17 protein-coding genes and 1 riboswitch are annotated in these 19,649 nt (G+C 74.4%); of the genes, 12 read left to right on the top strand and 5 right to left on the bottom strand.

Translation table 11 applies throughout. The features are described from left to right. The first annotated feature begins 266 nt into the window (after window positions 1–266). From ACWDYF_RS05150 to ACWDYF_RS05135, 4 genes are all read left to right on the top strand, one after another. Window positions 267–2,006 (top strand): MFS transporter, encoded by a 1,740-nt coding sequence (locus tag ACWDYF_RS05150; RefSeq protein WP_389472311.1) that lies wholly within the window; start codon window positions 267–269, stop codon window positions 2,004–2,006. 198 nt (window positions 2,007–2,204) lie between these two features. Continuing rightward, window positions 2,205–2,867 (top strand): class I SAM-dependent methyltransferase, encoded by a 663-nt coding sequence (locus ACWDYF_RS05145; protein ID WP_381743498.1) that lies wholly within the window; start codon window positions 2,205–2,207, stop codon window positions 2,865–2,867. A gap of 10 nt (window positions 2,868–2,877) precedes the next feature. Next, window positions 2,878–3,825: an N-acetylmuramoyl-L-alanine amidase gene (locus ACWDYF_RS05140; protein WP_389472305.1), complete on the top strand. Its 948-nt coding sequence runs from the start codon at window positions 2,878–2,880 to the stop codon at window positions 3,823–3,825. 155 nt (window positions 3,826–3,980) lie between these two features. Beyond that, entirely contained in the window at window positions 3,981–4,766 is a 786-nt protein-coding gene (locus ACWDYF_RS05135; protein WP_199785624.1) for a hypothetical protein, read from the top strand. Between the two features lie 106 nt (window positions 4,767–4,872). Here the strand turns inward: ACWDYF_RS05135 and ACWDYF_RS05130 are convergent, their stop codons facing one another. Further along, entirely contained in the window at window positions 4,873–5,454 is a 582-nt protein-coding gene (locus tag ACWDYF_RS05130; protein WP_381743495.1) for a hypothetical protein, read from the bottom strand. A 176-nt stretch (window positions 5,455–5,630) separates the two neighbouring features. On the opposite strand from ACWDYF_RS05130, the gene ACWDYF_RS05125 reads away from it, so the two are divergent. Then, window positions 5,631–5,924: a hypothetical protein gene (locus ACWDYF_RS05125; protein ID WP_026252980.1), complete on the top strand. Its 294-nt coding sequence runs from the start codon at window positions 5,631–5,633 to the stop codon at window positions 5,922–5,924. Window positions 5,925–5,961: 37 nt separating this feature from the next. Here ACWDYF_RS05125 and ACWDYF_RS05120 read toward each other — a convergent pair whose 3' ends face one another. From ACWDYF_RS05120 to ACWDYF_RS05110, 3 genes are read right to left on the bottom strand one after another with little or no spacing between them, the layout of a single operon-like run. Then, window positions 5,962–7,032, bottom strand: a complete 1,071-nt coding sequence (locus ACWDYF_RS05120; protein ID WP_037893345.1) for a prenyltransferase/squalene oxidase repeat-containing protein — start codon at window positions 7,030–7,032, stop codon at window positions 5,962–5,964. Next, on the bottom strand, window positions 7,029–7,763 hold the full coding sequence (locus ACWDYF_RS05115; protein ID WP_037893343.1) for a class I SAM-dependent methyltransferase: 735 nt from the start codon (window positions 7,761–7,763) through the stop codon (window positions 7,029–7,031). Before ACWDYF_RS05115 ends, ACWDYF_RS05120 begins: the two co-directional genes overlap by 4 nt. Beyond that, the gene (locus ACWDYF_RS05110) at window positions 7,757–9,217 is read right to left on the bottom strand and encodes a glycosyltransferase family 4 protein (RefSeq protein ID WP_389472300.1); all 1,461 of its coding nucleotides are present in this window, start codon (window positions 9,215–9,217) and stop codon (window positions 7,757–7,759) included. Before ACWDYF_RS05110 ends, ACWDYF_RS05115 begins: the two co-directional genes overlap by 7 nt. A gap of 260 nt (window positions 9,218–9,477) precedes the next feature. Between ACWDYF_RS05110 and ACWDYF_RS05105 the strand changes: the two genes are divergently transcribed. The 7 genes from ACWDYF_RS05105 (at window position 9,478) to ACWDYF_RS05075 (ending at window position 17,193) form a co-directional block, all read left to right on the top strand. Then, window positions 9,478–10,110: a TetR family transcriptional regulator gene (locus tag ACWDYF_RS05105; RefSeq protein WP_389472297.1), complete on the top strand. Its 633-nt coding sequence runs from the start codon at window positions 9,478–9,480 to the stop codon at window positions 10,108–10,110. 368 nt (window positions 10,111–10,478) lie between these two features. After that, a riboswitch (cobalamin riboswitch) is annotated at window positions 10,479–10,544 on the top strand. A gap of 140 nt (window positions 10,545–10,684) precedes the next feature. Beyond that, window positions 10,685–11,974 carry a prenyltransferase/squalene oxidase repeat-containing protein gene (locus ACWDYF_RS05100; RefSeq protein WP_389472294.1) on the top strand — a complete coding sequence of 430 codons (1,290 nt, stop codon included), beginning with the start codon at window positions 10,685–10,687 and terminating at the stop codon, window positions 11,972–11,974. Beyond that, entirely contained in the window at window positions 11,971–12,687 is a 717-nt protein-coding gene (locus tag ACWDYF_RS05095) for an SCO2322 family protein (protein WP_389472290.1), read from the top strand. The genes ACWDYF_RS05100 and ACWDYF_RS05095 overlap by 4 nt, the downstream gene beginning before the upstream one ends. Next, window positions 12,680–13,828 (top strand): CbiQ family ECF transporter T component, encoded by a 1,149-nt coding sequence (locus tag ACWDYF_RS05090; RefSeq protein WP_389472288.1) that lies wholly within the window; start codon window positions 12,680–12,682, stop codon window positions 13,826–13,828. The genes ACWDYF_RS05095 and ACWDYF_RS05090 overlap by 8 nt, the downstream gene beginning before the upstream one ends. Then, entirely contained in the window at window positions 13,825–15,555 is a 1,731-nt protein-coding gene (locus ACWDYF_RS05085) for an ABC transporter ATP-binding protein (RefSeq protein WP_389472285.1), read from the top strand. Before ACWDYF_RS05090 ends, ACWDYF_RS05085 begins: the two co-directional genes overlap by 4 nt. Next, window positions 15,552–16,430, top strand: coding sequence for an ECF transporter S component (locus tag ACWDYF_RS05080; RefSeq protein WP_389472282.1), 879 nt, complete (start codon window positions 15,552–15,554; stop codon window positions 16,428–16,430). The genes ACWDYF_RS05085 and ACWDYF_RS05080 overlap by 4 nt, the downstream gene beginning before the upstream one ends. Before the next feature lie 346 nt (window positions 16,431–16,776). Then, window positions 16,777–17,193 carry an aggregation-promoting factor C-terminal-like domain-containing protein gene (locus tag ACWDYF_RS05075; protein ID WP_064532929.1) on the top strand — a complete coding sequence of 139 codons (417 nt, stop codon included), beginning with the start codon at window positions 16,777–16,779 and terminating at the stop codon, window positions 17,191–17,193. A 140-nt stretch (window positions 17,194–17,333) separates the two neighbouring features. Here the strand turns inward: ACWDYF_RS05075 and ACWDYF_RS05070 are convergent, their stop codons facing one another. Then, complete coding sequence (locus ACWDYF_RS05070; RefSeq protein WP_389472279.1) at window positions 17,334–19,535, bottom strand: beta-galactosidase trimerization domain-containing protein; 2,202 nt, start codon at window positions 19,533–19,535, stop codon at window positions 17,334–17,336. Between the last annotated feature and the right edge of the window lie 114 nt (window positions 19,536–19,649).

Here is a 19,649-nt window from a genome sequence, read left to right as displayed (position 1 = left end):
CCCCTTGCATCGGGATTTCGGGCCGCCTTCACCTGGTCCTCTCGGCCTAGTCCCCCTAGCCCCTCCGGTCCGCGCGCCCCGTCACGCTCTGCCTCGTTGCGACCGGATCATGCCTGACTCCTAGTCAGATTCTTTCGGAACGGTCAAGAATTCGTTAGTACGCCGAAGCATCGGAATAGGTGCCCCGGCGAACGAGGTTTACCCGGCACTTATCCCGCACGGATGATCACCGAACCTTCGTTCTCAAGGCCTGGAGGCCGCCCTCAATGACGCTCACGACGACCAACCGGCCCGCCCGGAGCGCGAGCGGGGCCGTCGTCCCGGTGCTCGCCTTCGCGGGCATCGTTGTCGCGGTGATGCAGACCCTGCTCGTCCCGGTCATCAAGGACCTGCCGCTGCTGCTGGACACCTCCCCCAGCAACGCCACCTGGGTCCTGACCTCCACCCTCCTCTCCGGCGCCGTGGCCACCCCGATCATGGGCCGCCTCGGCGACCTCTACGGCAAGCGCCGGATGCTGACAGCCAGCCTCACCGTGATGGTCGCGGGCGCGCTGGTCAGCGCCTTCACAAGTGCGTTGCTCGCCATGATCGTCGGCCGTACGCTCCAGGGCTTCGCCATGGGCGCGATCCCGCTCGGCATCGGCCTGATGCGCGACATGCTGCCGCGCGAGAAGCTCGGCTCCTCGATGGCGCTGATGAGTTCCTCCATCGGCGTCGGCGGCGGCCTCGCGCTGCCCGCCGCGGCCCTCGTCGCCCAGCACACCGACTGGCACGCCCTCTTCTACGGCGCCGCCGGGCTCGGCGTCCTCGCCATCGTCCTCACCCTGCTGACCGTCCCCGAGTCGCCGATGCGCGCCGCGGGCTCCTTCGACCTGCCGGGCGCGCTCGGCCTGTCCGCCGGACTGGTGCTGTTCCTGCTGCCGATCACCAAGGGCAGCGACTGGGGCTGGTCCTCGCCCACCACGCTCGGCCTGTTCGCCGCCGCCGTCGTCGTCCTGCTGCTGTGGGGCCTGATGGAGCTGCGCAGCAAGGCCCCGCTGGTCGACCTGCGCACCACCGCCCGCCGCGAGGTGCTGCTCACCAACCTCGCCTCGATCATGGTCGGCGTCGCCTTCTACGTCGTCTCCCTGGTCCTGCCGCAACTGCTCCAGCTCCCCACCGCCACCGGCTACGGCCTCGGCCGGTCGATGGTCGTCGCGGGCCTGTGCGTGGCCCCGCTCGGCCTGACGATGATGTTCACCGCGCCCGTCTACGCCCGGCTGTCCGCCCGCTACGGCCCCCGCACCACCCTGGTCATCGGCCTGGTGGTCATCGCGATCGGCTACGGCGGCGGCCTCGGCCTGATGGACGCGGCCTGGCAGACGGTGCTCACCTCGGTGATGCTCGGCGCCGGCATCGGTCTCGCCTACTCCTCGCTGCCCGCGCTGATCGTCGGCGCGGTCCCGGCCGCCGAGACCGGCGCGGCCAACGGCCTGAACACGCTGATGCGCTCCATCGGCACCTCGGTCTCCAGTGCCGTGATCGGCATGGTGCTGGCCAACACCGCCCACCAGGTGAACGGCGTGGCCGTGCCCACCATGCACGGCTTCCGCGTCTCCTTCCTGATCGCCACCGCCGCCGTCGCCGTCGGCCTGGTGCTCGCGCTGTGCCTGCCCCGGCCCGCCCGCTCCACCGCCCCGCAACTGCGCGCCAGCAGCGAGGAGGACGCGAACCTGGCCCGCGCGCAGGAGGCGCTGGGCGGCTTCCGCGGCCGGGTCCTGGACGCCGCCGGTGCCCCGGTCGCCCGCGCCAAGGTCACGCTGATCGACCGGCACGGCCGCCAGGCCGGTGCCACCCTCTCCTCGGCCGACGGCAGCTACGCCCTCGCGGTCCCGGCCCGGGGACCGTACGTCCTGGCCGCCCGCGCCAGCGGCCACGGCCCGCACGCCGCCTCGGCCACCCACACCGGCGACGACCGCCCGGTCGACCTCGACCTGGCCCTGCCGGGCGAGACGGTCAGCGCCTGACGTACCGGCCGGACCGTCCGACCGGGACCGTCCACCGGGACCGTCCGGCGGGTACTGCCCCGGCCGGGACCGCCCGGACCGGACCGCCCGAGCGGCCCGCCGCACGCCCACCGCCGCACCCGCTGTCGCCCGCCCGGCAGCGGGTGCGGCAGCATGGGCGCCCGGCACGCCGTACGTACGACCGGAAGGACCCGCCGCATGACCGCGGTACCGAAGCCCGACATCCTGGCCGCGTTCGAGGCCGCGAAGGGGTTCATGCCCACGGACGAGGGGCTGGCGCTGTACGCGGCGGCGGCGGACGCGGGGCGGCTCGGGCTGCCGCTGCTGGAGGTCGGCACGTACTGCGGGCGCTCCACGGTGCTGCTCGCCGACGCGGCGCGGCAGGCGGGAGTCACCGCGCTCACCGTCGACCACCACCGGGGCAGCGAGGAGCAGCAGCCCGGCTGGGACTACCACGACCCGGAGACGGTCGACCCGGAGATCGGCCTGATGGACACGCTGCCCGCGTTCCGGCGCACGCTGCACCGGGCCGGTCTGGAGGAGCACGTGGTGGCGCTCGTCGGCCGCTCGCCGCAGATCGCCGCGCTGTGGAACACCCCGCTCGGGCTGGTCTTCGTCGACGGCGGGCACACCGACGAGCACGCCGGTGCCGACTACGCGGGCTGGGCCCCGCACGTGGCCGCGGGCGGGCTGCTCGTCCTCCACGACGTGTTCCCGGAACCCGAGGACGAGTTCACCGGGCAGGCGCCGTACCGCGTGTATCTGCGGGCGCTGGAGTCCGGGGAGTTCACCGAGGTCTCGGCGACGGGCTCGCTGCGCGTCCTGCGGCGGACCGGCGCGAGCGCCCCGGCGCGCGGTTAGAGTCGCAGCCGTGTCGTACGCAGACCCAGGCCCCCGGAGCCCGCACCCGGACCGGCCCGAGCCCCCCGGACGCCCCGGCCGTTCGCGCCGTACGCCCATCGTGCTGCTCACCGCGCTGGTGTGCGGCGGGCTGCTGGGCTGGCTCGGGTACGAGGCGGTGGGCGCGCCGGACGACGGCTCCGCCGCCCCTCCCCCGGCCTCCGCCTCCCCCGCCGCCCCGGGTGCGCCGTCCGGCTCCCCCGGTCCGTCGTCCGAGGACGGCAAGGGGTCCGGCGCGGGCACCCTCGCGGGCAAGGTCGTCGTCATCGACCCGGGCCACAATCCCGGCAACTTCCGCCACACGTCGCAGATCAACCGCCCGGTGGACATCGGCACCGACCGCAAGGAGTGCGACACCACGGGCACGTCCACGGACGACGGCTACGCCGAGGCGCGGTTCACGCTGGACGTGGCGCACCGGCTGCGCACGCTGCTCCAGCGGCAGGGCGTCACGGTGAAGCTGACCCACGACGACGGCTCCCCGGACTGGGGGCCGTGCGTGGACGAGCGCGCCCGGATCGGCAACAGCGCGCACGCGGACGCGGCGCTCTCGATCCACGCCGACGGCGCCGCCCCCGGCGACCGCGGCTTCCACGTGATCCTCCCGGCGGCCGTGCACGGCGGCGCCGCCGACACCCGCCCGATCGCGGCCGCCTCCGAGGTCCTGGGGGAACACGTCGCGGACGGCTTCCGGCGGAGCACCGGCGAACCGCCGTCCACCTACCTCGGCGGCGGCACCGGACTCGTCACGCGGAAGGACCTCGGGGGTCTCAATCTGTCAACGGTTCCCAAGGTGTTCATCGAGTGCGGCAACATGCGCAACCGCACCGACGCGGCCCTGCTGACCAGCGGAAGCTGGCGGCAGCGGGCGGCGGAGGGGTTGTCTGAGGGAATCGTGAGTTTCCTGCGCGGGTCGTGATCCGCACCCCGTTCCCGGCGGACAGGCGCGCCGGACGGACGATAGTGTCACCCGTACGATGAGGGGCCACCCCCGCGCTTCACCCCAGGACCCGGTACCGGCGGCCTGCCGAAGCGACGCCTCTGACCCGCGACAAGACGACTGAAGGACCTGAAGTGAATATCCGCTCCCTCACTCGGGGCGACGGCGTGGTGATCGGAGCAGCGGTGTTGCTGTTCATCGCGTCGTTCCTCCACACGTACGACAACTACCTCGCCACCAACGCCTGGGACGGGCTCGGTCTGGGGCTCGGCATCTACATGGGCGGGGTGATCGGTGCGGTCCTGGTCGTCGTGCAGCGCTGCCTGCCCCAGCCCCGCAAGGTGGCCGGTCTGGAACTGGGCACGGTCGGCGCGGGGTTCACGGTGCTCGTGGCGTGGATCCTGTTCTGGGACCTGGTGGACACCCCCAGCACGGTCGGCGCGGGCGCGGGCCTGATCCTCGGCTTCATCGCCTCCCTGGTCATGGCGGGCGCGGTGATCGCCACCCCGCTGGTCCCGGCGCTCCAGGCCCCGCTGGTCTCGGCGCCCAAGCCGGTCGCCCCGGGCCCGTACGGCGGCCAGCCGCAGGCCGGTTACGGCTACCCGGGCGCCCAGCCCCAGCCGTACGGCGGGCAGCCGCAGGGCGGCGGTCCGTCCTTCGGCGGGCAGCCGCAGCCGGGCCAGCCCGCCCCCGCCCCGGCGGCCGCCGGTCAGCAGACTCCGGCCTTCTCGCCGTTCTGGTTCGCGGTGCCCGCGCCGCGTCCGCTGTTCGGCGAGGACGGTTCGTCCGCGCCGATCGCCGAACTGGCGCCGGGCGTCTGGTACCTGGCCGTCGAGCAGCGCGGCCAGGGCCTGCTGACCGAGATGCAGGACGGCCGCCGCGGTGTCCTCCAGGACGCCTCGAACATCCAGCGCGGCTGATCCCGCGCCGCAGCTCTCCACGGCGCCACAGCTCCACGGCCTGTACGGCCCTCCGCCCGGACTCCGGGCGGAGGGCCGTCGCCGTTCGCGCGAGCGTACGGGCGGCTCAGGAGCCGGACTTGGCGCCCTGCCGCAGCTCGGACGGCGTGGGCACCTTGTCCTTGACGGGCGCGCCCGCGCCCTTGCCCGCGTCCTTCACCTTGTTGATGGTGTCGTTGAAGCTGCTCGCGGCCGAGCCGTCGCCCTTGCGGAGCTTGGCCGGGAGGTCCTTGAGCCCGGCGATGGCCGACTCCAGCGGGGCCAGCGCCTTGGAAAGGGTCGGGTCGCCCTTGGCGTTGCGCTCGGCCGCCTTCAGCCGGTTGTAGGTGAACGCACCGGCCAGGGCCGCCTTGACGAGCGTCGTTTTGCGGTGCTTGGCGCCCTTCTTGAACTTGCCTTCCTTGTACGGTTTCACGATCCACTGGTAGGTCGCGCCGGCCGCGAGGCCCGCGTTCGCCACGAACCGGGTCTTGGCGAACTTCTGCCGCTCGGCGGGGGTGCTCGGGCTGGGCGTGGGGGCGGCGACCGCGACGCTGGGGACGGTCTGCCGTCCGTCGCCCTGGCCCGCCGCCCACACGGGGGTGGAACCGGCGAGCAGGGCGCAGCAGAGGGTGAGCGCCACGGTGAGGCGCCGTATCGGTACGGGCACGGTGTCCTCCGAAAGGTGTTGCTCCGGGTCTCGGATACTCCAGAGGTCCGTGTGAACCACGGCATACCCGATGAAACACGCCATACCTGTCGAAACACGGCACGGAGGGTGCGTACGCCGTGACGACGTGTGCGCGCGGGAGGTTTCAAGCGGCCGCGCGCGGCCAGACGCTTGGCATGTCCCCTCGATATCGCACGGGTTCCGGCTCCGCCGGGACGGTCATCGCGGTGGTCGCCGATGTCATGGCCGTCATCCTCGGACTGTGGATCCTGATGTACCTGCTGGACGCGAACCGGGCCAACGACCTGGTGCGGTTCATCCATGGAGCGGCCGACTGGCTCGCCGGCTGGTCGCGTGACCTGTTCACCTTCGACGAGGCGTGGGCCCGGGTGGTCGCGGGCTACGGCCTGGCCGCGGTCGTGTACCTGTTCATCGGGCACGCCGTGGCCAACCGGCTGCACCGCGGCTGACGCGGCCTCGGCGGCCTCGACGGTCCGCCGGGGCGCGTCAGCCGCAGCAGTCGGGTTCCAGTCCCCTGGGCGGGCCGTCCTGCGCGAAGACCGTGCAGGTCGGTTCGTGGCCGCCGAGCGCGGCGACCGCGAGGAGCAGCGAACCGGCCGTCCACGTGGTCAGTTCGCGCGGCCATATGGCGTCGTCCTCGAAGACGTAGCCGGTCCAGTACAGGCCGCTGTCCGCATCGCGCAGATGCTGGATGGACTGGAGGACGTCGAGCGCGCGGTCGGACTCGCCCACCGCCCACAGGGTGAGGGCGAGTTCGGCCGACTCGCCGCCGGTCACCCACGGGTTGGGCACCACGCAGCGCACCCCGAGGCCGGGCACCACGAAACGCTCCCAGCCGGCCTCGATGCGCGCCTTGGCCTCGGCGCCGGTGACCGCGCCGCCGAGCACCGGGTAGTACCAGTCCATCGAGTAGCGGTCCTTGTCCAGGAACCGCTCCGGGTGCCTGCGGATCGCGTGCCGCAGCGCACCGGCCGCCAACTCCCAGTCGGGCTGCGGCTCTTCGCGCTGCTCGGCGATGGCCAGCGCGCAGCACAGCGCGTGGTGGACGGAGGCGGAGCCGGTCAGCAGCGCGTCCGCGGTGGCCGTTCCGTCGTCGTCGCGCTTCCAGCCGATCTGGCCGCCCGGCTGCTGGAGGCGCAGCACGAACTCGACGGCCGCGTACACCACGGGCCACATGCGGTCCAGGAAGGTGTCGTCGCCGGTGGACAGGTAGTGGTGCCAGACGCCGACGGCCACATAGGCGACGAAGTTGGTCTCCCGGTGGCGGCCGGTGACGTCGTCGTGGGCGCCGTCCGCGTAGGCGGCGTACCAGGAGCCGTCGGGGAGCTGGTGGCGGGCCAGCCAGTCGTAGGCCCGCGCGGCGGCCTCGTGCTCGCCCGCCGCGTCCAGCGCCATGGCGGCCTCGGTGTGGTCCCACGGGTCGAGGTGGTGGCCGCGGAACCACGGGATGGCCCCGTCCTCCCGCTGTACGGCGAGGAGCCCGGCCACGGTGGCGGCGGCCTGCCCGGCGGTGAGGACCCCGGGCAGGACGAGGTGTTCTGTCCGGGGCGTGGTCACTTGGCGTCCGCCCGGGGCAGATGGGGCTTGGTCGCGTACGCCACGAAGCTCTTGCCGATCAGCGGGTTCAGCGCCTGCTCGGCGACCCGGGTGGCCAGCGGCTTCTTCATGATGTCCCAGACCAGCAGCTTGTGGTACGCCTTCACCGGGAGCACCTGGTCGTTGTCGACGCCGAAGGCGCACTTGAGCCACCAGTACGGCGAGTGCAGGGCGTGCGCGTGGTGCGTGCCGTACGGCTTGAGCCCGGCCTCGCGGATCTTGCCGAGCAGTTCGTCCGCCTTGTAGATGCGGATGTGGCCGCCCTCGACCTCGTGGTAGGCGTCGGACAGGGTCCAGCAGACCTTCTCGGGGCCGTAGCGCGGCACGGTGACCGCGATCCGGCCGCCCGGCCGCAGGACGCGCACCATCTCGGCGAGGACGCCCTTGTCGTCGTGGATGTGCTCCATCACCTCGGAGATGATGACGACGTCGAAGGACTCGTCGGGGAAGGGCAGCGCGAGGGCGTCGCCCCGCAGGGCGGTGGCGGTGGCCCCGGCGGGTGCCTCGCCGGCCTCCTTCATCGCCGCGAACCACTTGGCGACCTCGCTGATCTCCTCGGCGTTCTGGTCGAGGGCCACCACCCGGGCGCCGCGCCGGTAGCACTCGAACGCGTGCCGTCCGGCGCCGCAGCCGAGGTCGAGGACGCGGTCGCCCGGCGCGAGCGGGAACCGGGAGAAGTCGACGGTCAGCACGTTGCCCTGCTTTCGTATGCGTCTGCTGCTTCTGCGGCTGGTGCGGCTGCGGTCGCGGCGGGTGCGCCCGGCGCGGATGCGTCCGCCGCGGGCACGGCGGCCGCCGGTGCGGGGCGGCGGCGCGCGGCCGTTCCCGCGGGGCGGGCGGCGTCCGCGATGGCCTCGCGGTAGCGGGCGACGGTGCCCTCGGCGGCGCGGGCCCAGGTGAAGTGCCGCAGCACGCGCTCGCGTCCGGCGGCGCCGAGCCGCGCCCGCAGGCCGGGGTCGCCCAGCAGCCGGACCAGCCCGGCGGCCAGGGCCTCCGCGTCGCCCGGCGGCACGGCGAGGCAGGTCTCGCCGTCCCGGCCCGCCACCTCGGGGATCGCGCCGCCGGTCGTGGCCAGCAGCGGGGTCCCGGTGGCCATGGCCTCGGCGGCGGGCAGCGAGAAGCCCTCGTAGAGCGAGGGCACGCAGGCGACCTCGGCCGAGCGGACCAGGTCGACCAGTTCGGCGTCGGAGATGCCCTTGACGAACTCGACGGCGTCCTGGAGGCCGTAGCGCTCCACGGCCCGCGCGACCGGGCCCTCGGACGGCCGCTTGCCGACCACGACCAGATGGGCGCCGGGGTGCTCGGCGCGGACCTTGGCCAGCGCCTCCACCAGGAAGACCAGGCCCTTGAGCGGCACGTCGGCGCTGGAGGTGGTGACGATCCGGCCGCTCACCCGGGCCACGGACGGGTCGGGCGAGAACAGGCCGGTGTCGGCGCCGATGTGCACCACGTGGATGCGGTCGGGGCGGACACCGAGGTGGTCGACGATCTCCTGCCGGGAGGTGCCGGAGACGGTGAGCACGGACGGCAGGCGGCGCGCCACCCGCTTCTGCATCCGGGTGAAGGCGTACCAGCGGCGCACCGACCACTGCCGCTGCCGGGTGGCCGCCGCGTCCAGCTCCAGCCGCCGGTCCACGGTGATGGGGTGGTGGACGGTGGTGACCAGCGGGGCGCCGACGTCGCCGAGGAGTCCGTAGCCGAGGGTCTGGTTGTCGTGGACGACGTCGAACTCGCCGCGCCGGGCGCGCAGATGGCGGCGGGCGCGCAGCGAGAACGTCAGCGGCTCGGGGAAGCCGCCGGTCCACATGGTGGCGACCTCCAGCGCGTCGATCCAGTCGCGGTACTCGCCGCGGCCGGGGGTGCGGAAGGGGTCGGGCTGGCGGTAGAGGTCGAGGCTGGGCAGCTCGGTCAGGCGCAGCGCGCCCGCGTAGTCCTCGTTCTCGTCCAGGACGGGGTAGGGCTGGGAGCCGATCACCTCGACGCGGTGGCCGAGGCGGGCCAGTTCGCGCGAGAGATGGCGGACGTAGACGCCCTGGCCGCCGCAGAACGGGTTCCCCTTGTAGGTGAGGAGCGCGATCCTGAGCGGTCGCCCGCCGTCCGCGGCGAGATCCGCCGGGGAGCCTGCCTGACTGGCCTCAGCGGTCACTCTGGGCCCCCTTCTGACTGCACCGCCGCGAGATTACGCCGGGACGCTAATCTAGAACAAGTTTCAGACTTGATCGTTCCGGAGGCTCCGAATCTACCGGCAGGTAGCCGCGCTGTGAGCGGGGGACCGGGTGATTCGCGCCACGGCTCGCGAACGCCCGCCTCTCGCACACCGGCCGGACGCCCTGCCACGCTGTCCGACCACCGGGCCCGCCGGCTCCACCGGCCCACGGCCCCACCGACTGCCACGGAGTGCGACCCATGCCCGCGCAAGCCCGTACCTCCCGGCCGGCCGCGCCGCCGCTCACCGAGCGGCAGGAGGCGCGCCGCCGCCGCATCCTGCGCGCCAGCGCGCGTCTGGCCTGCCGGGGCGGGTTCGACGCGGTGCAGATGCGGGAGGTCGCGGAGTCCTCCGAGGTGGCGCTCGGCACGCTCTACCGCTACTTCCCGTCCAAGGTGCATCTGCTGGTCGCCACCATGCAGGACCAGTTGGAGCGGCTGCACGGCACGCTGCGCAAGCGGCCACCGGCGGGCGAGCGGGCCGCCGAGCGGGTGGCGGAGACGCTGATGCGGGCGTTCTTCGCGCTCCAGAGCGAGCCCGACCTCGCGGACGCGATGGTGCGCGCGCTGACCTTCGCCGACCGCAGCGTGAGCCCCGAGGTCGACCAGGTCTCCCGGCAGACCACGGCGATCATCCTGGACGCCATGGGCCAGGACGACCCGACGCCCGAGCAGCTCTCCGCCGTGCGCGTCATCGAGCACACCTGGCTCTCGGCGCTGATCACCTGGCTCTCGGGCCGGGCCTCCATCGCGCAGGTGAAGGCGGACATCGACACGGTGTGCCGCCTGATCGACCTGACGGAGGGCACCCCCGGGAGCGGCGGCGGGCGGTAGAAAAGGGGGGATTTTTTCCTTCTGCCCCTTGTGTCGCGCAGCAGCCGTTCTATGCTGAGAAGTGCCTGCGAGACGAGTGAGGGAGTCCCACCGGCGTAGCCGACTCGGGCGAGATGCTGCGGTATCCGCCAAGGCCGACGTCGACGGTAGGGCTGAGAGGCCGAAGGTCCAGTGAGCAGGACGGACCGGACGGCGACCCCCATCACCTGATCCGGACCATACCGGCGAAGGGAACCCGTCTCGTAGGTCTTTTGTCTCTCCGGGGCCCCCGCCGGTGCGGCTCCGTCCCATGGCCGCCCCGCAGCCGCCCCGCAGCCGCTCCGGACGGGGCCGGTAGAGTGGCCCGGTCGTTTCACGCCTGTCCTGGGGGAAGCCGGTGCAATTCCGGCGCTGACCCGCAACCGTGACCCCTCCCCTCCCGGGAGCGGGGAGCCGGACCGCCCCGGACCCGTGCGTGACCGGCTCGCGTGCACCGGCGGTCCGCCGGTGCACGGCACCGTCGAGGGATACGGAGCCGAGCCGCCGGGGTCGCCCGCGCTGTCCGGCTCCCCGCAGGGAGAGGCTTCCGCCGATCATGAACATCCGCCGCAGCGCAGCGGCCCTGGCCGCCGTCGCCGTCGCCGTGATCGGTGCCCCGGTGCAGTCCGCCGCCGCCGACACCGCCCCGCCCGCCTCCGCCGCGCCCAAGCTCCCGTCGGCGCTGTACGGCAAGGCCGATCCGCAGTACGACGGCGTCTGGCGGCAGTCCCTGGCGCTGCTCGCCCAGCACACCGCGGGCGTACGGCCCGCCGCCGAGGCCGTGGACTGGCTGGCCGGGCAGCAGTGCGCCAGCGGCGGCTTCGCGCCCTTCCGCGCCGACACCTCCCGCGCCTGCGACGCCAAGACCGCCGTGGACACCAACGGCACGGCCGCCGCCGTCCAGGCCCTCACCACGCTCGGCGGCCACGAGGCCGTCACCGGCAAGGCGGTGGCCTGGCTGAAGTCCGTGCAGAACAAGGACGGCGGCTGGGGCTACATGCCCGGCGGGGCCAGTGATACCAACTCGACCTCGGTCGTCGTCGGCGCCCTCACCGCCGCCGGTGACCAGCCCGCGTCCGTCCTCAAGGACGGCAACTCCCCCTACGACGCCCTGCTGAAGCTGGTCCTGCCGTGCTCCGGCACGGGCGACGGCGCGGGCGCGTTCGCCTTCCAGCCGGACAAGCAGGGCAAGCTCGCCGCCAACGCGGACGCGACCGCCGCCGGTGTCGTCGGCATCCTCGGCAAGGGCCTGGTCGCGTCCGCCGCCAAGGACGGCGGCGCGGCCCGCTGCTCCGAGGCCGGACCCGCCCCCGAGCGGGCCGCCGCCAACGGCGCCGCCTACCTCACCCGCGCCGTCGCCAAGGACGGCCACCTCACCTCCGCGCTGCCCGGCGCCGACCCGCAGCCCGACTACGGCAACACCGCCGACACGGTCGTGGCGCTGGCCGCGCAGGGCGGCGCCGCGCAGGCCAGCAAGCCGCTGGAGTGGCTGGAGAAGAACGCCGGGACCTGGGCGGCGCAGAGCGGTCCGGCCGCCTACGCCCAGCTGATCTTCGCCGCGCACGCCACCGGCACCGACCCGCGCGCCTTCGGCGGCACCGACCTGGTCAAGGCGCTGAACGCCACCGGCCCGGCGCCGCAGCAGGCCGCCGACGGCAAGGGCCAGGGCACGACGGCACCGGCGGACAAGGGAGATAAGGGAGACAAGGCAGGCAAGGCGGATCAGGACGGCGGCTCTTCGCACACCGTCTGGTGGATCGTCGGCGGTATCGTCGTGGTCCTCGTGATCGCCGCCGTCGCCTGGTCGGTCCTGCGCGGGCGCGGCGGCGCGGGGCAGCGGTCGTGACGTACCGCCTCCCGCGCGTCCTGCCCGTGCTGCTGGCCGCCGTGTTCCTGCTGGCGGCGGGTGTCGCCCCGGCGCAGGCGGCCGGGTACCGCTACTGGTCCTTCTGGGACCGCGAGGGCGGGAAGTGGACGTACGCCACCCAGGGGCCGTCCACGGCGCGCCCCGCCGACGGGGACGTGCAGGGCTTCCGGTTCGCGGTGAGCCAGGACTCCCAGGACGCGGCCCAGCCGCGCGGGACGGCCGGCTTCGCCGCCATCTGCTCGGGCACCGAGGCCCGCGGCGGTGACAAGCGGGTCGCGCTGGTCCTGGACTTCGGTGTCGCGGCGGACGCGCCCTCCGGCGAGCATCCGCCCGCGCCGCGCACGGCCTGCGCCCGGGTGCCGTCCGACGCCACCACGGCCGAGGCCCTGGCGGCCGTCGCCAAGCCGCTGCGCTACAACACCGATGCGCTGCTCTGCGCGATCTCCGGCTATCCGCACCGGGGCTGCGGCGAGCAGGTCGCCGCGGACGGCGGCGGCCGGGCCGGCCAGGGGCAGGGCAAGAGCGAGAACAACGAGAACAACGAGAACAACGACAAGGGCGCGGACAGCTCGGCCGCCGCCAAGGACAGCGACGGCGGCGGCCCCTCGGTGGGTCTGCTCGCGGGCGGCGCCGTGGTCGTGGTCCTCGCCGGGGCGGCCGTGTGGCAGGCCCGGCGGCGCAGGAATGCCTAGCGGCAGCAGCCGTACGGCCGGTGCGCCCGCGCGCCGGTCCGGCCCGCGGGTGCACGCGGGCGCCTGGTGGCTGTGGGCGCTGGCGCTGGGCACCGGCGCCACCCGCACCACCAACCCGCTGCTGCTCGCGCTGCTCCTCACGGTCTCCGGCTACGTCGTCGTGACCTGCCGCCCGCGCACCCCCTCGGCCCGCTCCTACACCGCCTTCCTGCGGCTGGCGCTGGCCGTCCTCGTCATCCGGCTGTTCTTCGCGGTCGTCCTCGGCTCGCCCATCCCCGGCACCCATGTGCTGGTCACCCTGCCCGAGGTGCCGCTGCCGCACTGGGCGCAGGGCATCCGGCTGGGCGGCCGGGTCACGGCCGAGGGGCTGCTGTTCGCGCTGTACGACGGGCTGAAGCTGGCCGCGCTGCTGATCTGCGTGGGCGCGGCCAACGCGCTGGCCGCCCCCGCCCGGCTGCTCAAGTCGCTGCCGGGCGCCCTGTACGAGACGGGTGTGGCCGTCGTCGTGGCGCTCACCTTCGCCCCGCACCTGGTGGCCGACGGGCGCAGGCTGCGGGCCGCGCGGCGGCTGCGCGGGCGTCCCGACCGGGGGGTGCGCGGGCTGCTGCACGTCGGACTGCCGGTGCTGGAGGGGGCGTTGGAGCGTTCGGTGGCGCTGGCCGCCGCGATGGACGCCCGGGGCTACGGCCGTACCGCCGAGGTGGCGCCCACCGTGCGCCGTACCACCGCCGCGCTCACCCTGGGCGGGCTGCTCGGGGTCTGCGCGGGCACGTACGGGCTGCTCACCGCGGCGGGCGGCAGCTACGGCCTCCCGGTGCTGCTGGCCGGGCTCGGCGCCGCGCTCGGCGGGCTCTGGCTGGGCGGGCGGCGCTCGGTGCGCACCCGCTACCGGCCCGACACCTGGAACGCCCGGTCCTGTCTGGTGGCCGCCTCGGGCGTGGCCGTGGCCGCGCTGCTGACGCTGGCCGCCGCCCGCGACCCGGAGGCCCTGCACCCCGGGGTGGTCCCGCTGGTCGCCCCCGGTCTGCCGCTGTGGCCCGCGGCGGCCGTCCTGCTCGGTCTGGTCCCCGCGTTCGTCGCGCCCACCGGCACCGCCGCCCGCGAGGAGCCGGGCCCCCGCGCCCGCGAGGAGTCGCCGTGATCCGTTTCGAGGATGTCTCCGTACGGTACGAGGGGACCGCCGAACCCACCGTCAGCGGTGTGGACTTCGAGGTGCCCGAGGGCGAACTCGTGCTGCTGGCCGGCCCGTCGGGCGTCGGCAAGTCCACCGTGCTGGGCGCGGTGAGCGGTCTGGTGCCGCACTTCACCGGCGGCACCCTGCGCGGCCGGGTCACCGTGGCGGGCCGCGACACCCGCGTCCACAAGCCGCGTGAGCTGGCCGACGTCGTCGGCACGGTCGGCCAGGACCCGCTGTCCCACTTCGTCACCGACACGGTGGAGGACGAACTCGCCTACGGCATGGAGTCGCTGGGCCTCGCCCCGGCCGTGATGCGCCGCCGGGTGGAGGAGACCCTCGACCTGCTGGGCCTGGCCGCGCTGCGGGACCGGCCCATCGCCACGCTCTCCGGCGGCCAGCAGCAGCGGGTCGCGATCGGCTCGGTGCTCACCCCGCACCCGGAGGTCCTGGTCCTGGACGAGCCGACCTCGGCGCTCGACCCGGCCGCCGCCGAGGAGGTGCTGGCCGTCCTCCAGCGGCTCGTGCACGACCTCGGCACCACGGTCCTGATGGCCGAGCACCGCCTCGAACGCGTCGTGCAGTACGCCGACCGGGTCGTCCTGCTGCCCGCGCCGGGCGCCGCCCCGCTGCTGGGCGCCCCGGCCGAGGTGATGGCCGTCTCGCCGGTGGTCCCGCCGGTGGTGGACCTGGGGCGGCTGGCCGGCTGGTCGCCGCTGCCGCTGACCGTGCGCGACGCCCGGCGCCGCGCGGCGGACCTGCGCACCCGGCTGACCGGCCGCGCGCCCGCGCCCGCGCCGCTCCCGGCCACGGCACCGCCCGGCGCGCCCCCGCCCGTACCGCACGCCCCCGCCGGACGGCCGGGGCTGCGCACGCTCCTGCGCGGCCGCGCGGCGGGCAGTGCCACGGCCGCCGCCGCCCCGGGGGCGCCCGGCGGCGCCCCCCTGGTCGCCGAGGTCCGCGCCCTGGGCGTCCGCCGCGACGGCGTGCAGGCGCTGCACCACGTCGACCTGGCCGTCGCCCCCGGCGAGACCGTCGCGCTCATGGGCCGCAACGGCGCCGGGAAGTCCACGCTGCTCGGCTCGCTGGTCGGCCTGGTGGAGCCGCGCACCGGGCAGGTCCGGGTGGGCGGCGCCGTCCCGCACCGCACCGCGCCCCGCGAGCTGGTGCGCCGGGTCGGCCTGGTCCCGCAGGAGCCGCGCGACCTGCTGTACGCGGACACGGTCGCCGCCGAGTGCGCGGCCGCCGACCGGGACGCGCAGGCGGCGCCCGGCACCTGCCGGGCCCTGGTCGAGGAGCTGCTGCCCGGTGTCGGCGACGGCACCCACCCGCGCGATCTGTCCGAGGGCCAGCGCCTCGCGCTCGCCCTCGCGGTGGTGCTGGCCGCGCGCCCGCCGCTGCTGCTCCTGGACGAGCCGACCCGGGGCCTGGACTACGGCGCGAAGGCCCGGCTGGTCGCCGTGCTGCGCGCGCTGGCCGCCGAGGGCCACGCGATCGTGCTGGCCACGCACGACGTGGAGCTGGCCGCGGACCTGGCGCACCGGGTGGTGCTGCTCGCCGAGGGCGAGGTGATCGCGGACGGCCCGATGGCCGAGGTGGTCGTCTCCTCCCCTTCCTACGCCCCGCAGGTCGCCAAGATCCTCGCCCCGCAGCGGTGGCTCACCGTCTCCCAGGTCCGCGAGGCGCTGGCATGACCGCGCCCGCCTCCGCGCCCACGCCCACCGCGCCCGCGCCGGACCCCGCCGCCCGGCCCGCCCGCCGGGTGCGCGCCGTCCGCTTCGGGCCGCGCTCGGTGGCCGCGCTCGTCCTGGTCAGCGCGGTCGGGGTGGCCGCGTTCAGCTGGCCGTTCCTGGCGCCGCCGACCGCCCAGGTGAACGCGCACGCGCAGGACGCGCCCTGGCTGTTCGCGGGACTGCTCGTCCTGCTGGTGGCGGTCGTCGCGGCGACGATCTCCGAGTCGGGCCTCGGCCCCAAGGCGGTCGCGATGCTCGGCGTGCTGGCCGCGACCGGGGCCGCGCTGCGCCCGATCGGCGCCGGGACGGCGGGCCTGGAGCCGATGTTCTTCCTGATGGTGCTGAGCGGGCGCGTGCTCGGGCCGGGCTTCGGGTACGTGCTGGGCTCGGTGACGATGTTCGCGTCCGCGCTGCTCACCGGCGGGGTGGGGCCGTGGATGCCGTTCCAGATGCTGGCGATGGGCTGGTTCACCATGGGCGCGGGCCTGCTGCCGGGCCCGGACCGGCTGCGCGGCCGGGCGGAGCTGCTGGTGCTGGGCCTGTACGGCTTCGTCGCCGCGTTCGCCTACGGCACGGTCATGAACCTCGCGGGCTGGCCCTTCATGGGCACCCTCGCCTCCTCCATCTCCTTCGATCCGCACGCCGCGATCGGCGCGAACCTGGCCCGCTTCATCGCGTACTGCCTGGCCACCTCGCTGGGCTGGGACCTGGGGCGGGCCGTGGTGACCGTGGTGCTGACGCTGGCGGTCGGCCCGGCGGTGCTGCGGGCGCTGCGCCGGGCCACCCGGCGGGCCGCCTTCGAGACGCCGGTCACCTTCGAGGGCCCCGGCCGGTGAACCGTCGGTGAGGCCCGCCGAGCCCACCGTGACCGGACCGGTGAGGCGCCCCACATGACCCAGGTCACCTACGAAGCGGGGCCGTAGCCCGATTCGGCTGTCATGTACCCGGCTTTACGCGCGTCCACCTGGGCTTTGAGACGCCGCTCACACGAGTCCGGATCATCCCTGATGCGACGACCACTAGTAAAAGGGGTGTTTGCGCCCGGTTTTCCGGCCTGCTTCTCTGGACGACGTCGCCAGGAGCCGACGGTCCCCCCGGGGGTCGCGGCACCGGGCAGCCCCTCCCCCGCTTCCGCGGGCTCCGGCCGCCGGCGATTCCTGTCCCCGACGTAAGAGGTTCTCCGTGTCCGTCTCCTTCATCCGCCGCATCGCCACTCCGAAGAAGGCCCTCTCCACCGCCGCCGTGGCCGCCGCCACCGTCGGTATGGCCCTCACCTCGGCCCCCGCGCACGCGGCCACCACCGCTTCGGGTGCCGACGCCAGGTCGATCGCGCGCCAGATGATCCCGGACGCCGCCCAGTTCAACGCTTTCAGCAACATCGTCAACCACGAGAGCAGCTGGAACGTCCACGCCACCAACTCCTCCTCCGGTGCCTACGGCCTGGTCCAGGCGCTCCCGGCCTCGAAGATGTCCTCGGCCGGCGCGGACTGGAAGACCAACCCCAAGACCCAGATCAAGTGGGGTCTGGACTACATGAACTCCCGCTACGGCAGCCCGGCCGCCGCCTGGAACTTCTGGCAGGCCAACGGCTGGTACTGAGCCACAGCCCCCTGATGCGGCGACCGGCCCGGCAGGTGCGATCCACCTGACCCGCGCCCCCGCACGGCAGTCGTGAAGGCGGCGGCCCCGATCCCCGGGCCGCCGCCTTCGCCGTGCCCAGGGGCCGGAGCCAGAGCCGCTCAGCCGGTGGCGGCGGTGGTGGCGGTGGCGGTGGTGAAGGCGAGCAGGGCGTACTGCGCGACGGTCACCTCCGCCGTGACCGCGTCCCCCGTGGCCTGCCAGGGCACCGGGCGCGGGTCGGGCGACGGACCGTCCGGGGAGCTGACCGTGACGGCGGTCACCCGGCGTCCCGCGGGCACGGTGAGCCGGACCGTGCAGGTGGCGGGCCTGGTGGTGAACGCGGCCGGGGCGTCGCCGAAGCAGGTGAAGTTCACCAGCTGCACCAGCGTCTCGTCCCCGAGCCGGCTCAGCTCCAGGTGGATGCGCGGGTCCCCAGTGAGGCCCACCACGGGCGGCGCAGCGGCCCGCACCGGCCCGAGCAGCCGGTCGGCGGTGGCCTGGTCGGTCTTGCCCAGATACCGCAGTCCGGCGAGGTCCTTCACGTAGTGGCAGGTGCCCGCCCCGACGGCGTGCTCGCGGGTCTCGGGCTGCGGGTCGGCGGCGCCGAAGCCGAGCACGTCGGCGAGCGCGTACTCGGTGCGCGCGGTGCCGTACTCGGTCAGCGAGGTGGGCGTGGGCCCGGTGACGACGAGGGTCCCGCCGCCCGTCACATAGTCGCGCAGCACCGCCGCCTCCGCGTCGGAGACGGCCTGGAGGTACGGCAGCAGCAGCACCCGGTAGCGGGCGAGACCGGCGGCGGTGAGGCCGGGGCTGGGCACGGTGTCGAACGGGATCTGGGCGCGCACCAGCGCCTTGACCGTGCCGCGGAACTCCCCGAGCCAGGGGTGGTTCAGACAGCTCTCCTCGGCGTAGTTCTCGCTCCACCACTCCTCGACACCGGCCGGCGGCTTCGTGTTGACGTACATGCCGCTGCCGTCGCGCGGGGCGGTGAAGTCGCGGCCGGCGGAGGAGTGGTAGAGGCCGACCTCGGCGCCGCGCTCCGCGTCGAACAGCCGCTCCCGGTGGGCGGCGGCGAAGCCGTACACGCGGGTGCGGGTGGGCAGGTCGGCGCTGTCCGACTTGAAGGGCGTCTTCACCTCGTACGGGTTGCACCCGGCGGCCAGCACCTCGGCGAGCACCAGGGACGCGTCGTCGGCCTGCCAGCCGTAGGAGAACGCCCAGGCGGGCTTGGTGCCGCTGGCCGCCCGCGCGTACTTGTACATGGAGATCAGGCAGATCCAGTCGTCGGCGGTGGCGTGGCGCATGCCGTCGTAGTTGCCGAGGATGTCCACCTCCCAGACGTGGCTGGCGTTCTCGGCGGTGCGCAGCAGGGCGCCGTCCAGGCCGATGGTGGTGGCGTAGTCGTAGTCCATGGTGACGGTCTCGACGAAGGTGACCAGGTCCGGGTTGGCGGAGCGGCCGGCCGCGGCGATGTCGAGCTGCCACTGGTTGAGGTTGTGGTGGCGCCAGTCGACGTAGCGCCGGAAGACGGGATCCTTGAAGTCGGGCTTGGCCGGCATCGGCAGTCCGGTGTCCCCGGTGAACGCGGCGGTCGCCCAGGAGGAGGTGTCGCACCAGCTCAGCGCCCCGTCGAAGTAGATCGGCACATCCGGCCAGATCGCGTCCACGCCGGTCGCGGCGATCTTCTTGACGCGGCCCAGGTAGTAGTCGCGCCAGGGCGAGTTGGGGCTGAGCCAGCAGCTCTCGTCGCCGGGGTCCACCCAGACGACGAGGCTGCCGTAGAACACGTTGGGCTGACCGGTGAGGTCGCGCTGCACCCAGGAGGCGCCCTCGGCGGTCTTGTAGAACGAGGGGCCCTTCTCGCCGCCCACGCTGATCAGTTCGAGGGACGGGTAGTACATGACGACCCGCATCCCGGCGGTGTGGGCGAGTTCCGCGAAGCTGTGGATCTTGCCCAGGTGCTGGGTGAACTCGGCGTCGGTCAGCCAGTTGGACAGGATCGTGTCGACCTCGATCACGCTGACGTTCTGCTTCTTGAGCGCGTCGATGACCGGCCGCATGTCGCGGGCGGGGTCGGCGTCGTCGTCGAAGGTGGCGTCGGCGATCCGGGCGTGCCGGGCCCACTCGGGGAAGGCCGCGGGCGTGAGCCGGGTGGCGGCCCCGGCGGGCCGCAGCGGTACGCCGGGGCCGCCGGTGCCGCCGGTCGGGTCCGGCTGCCACCCCGCCCGGCCGGGCAGCAGCCGGACCGCGGCCGCCGCCCCGCCCGCCGCGAGCGAGCCGCGCAGCAGCGCTCTTCGTGTCAGTCCCCGTCGTTCGCGCATGGCTGTCCCCTTCCGCCGCACCCGGGTTCGAGGCCGTGGTGGATGGCCGCGCTTCCGCCTCCGGGGCGGCCGAGGCAGCACACTGCCCGAGCGCGGCACGGCGGCGGGAGGGCG

This window comes from Streptomyces sp. NPDC003284 (genome assembly GCF_053589675.1).
Note: the sequence above shows the minus strand (reverse complement) of the source record. Positions and strands in the feature narration are given on the sequence as shown.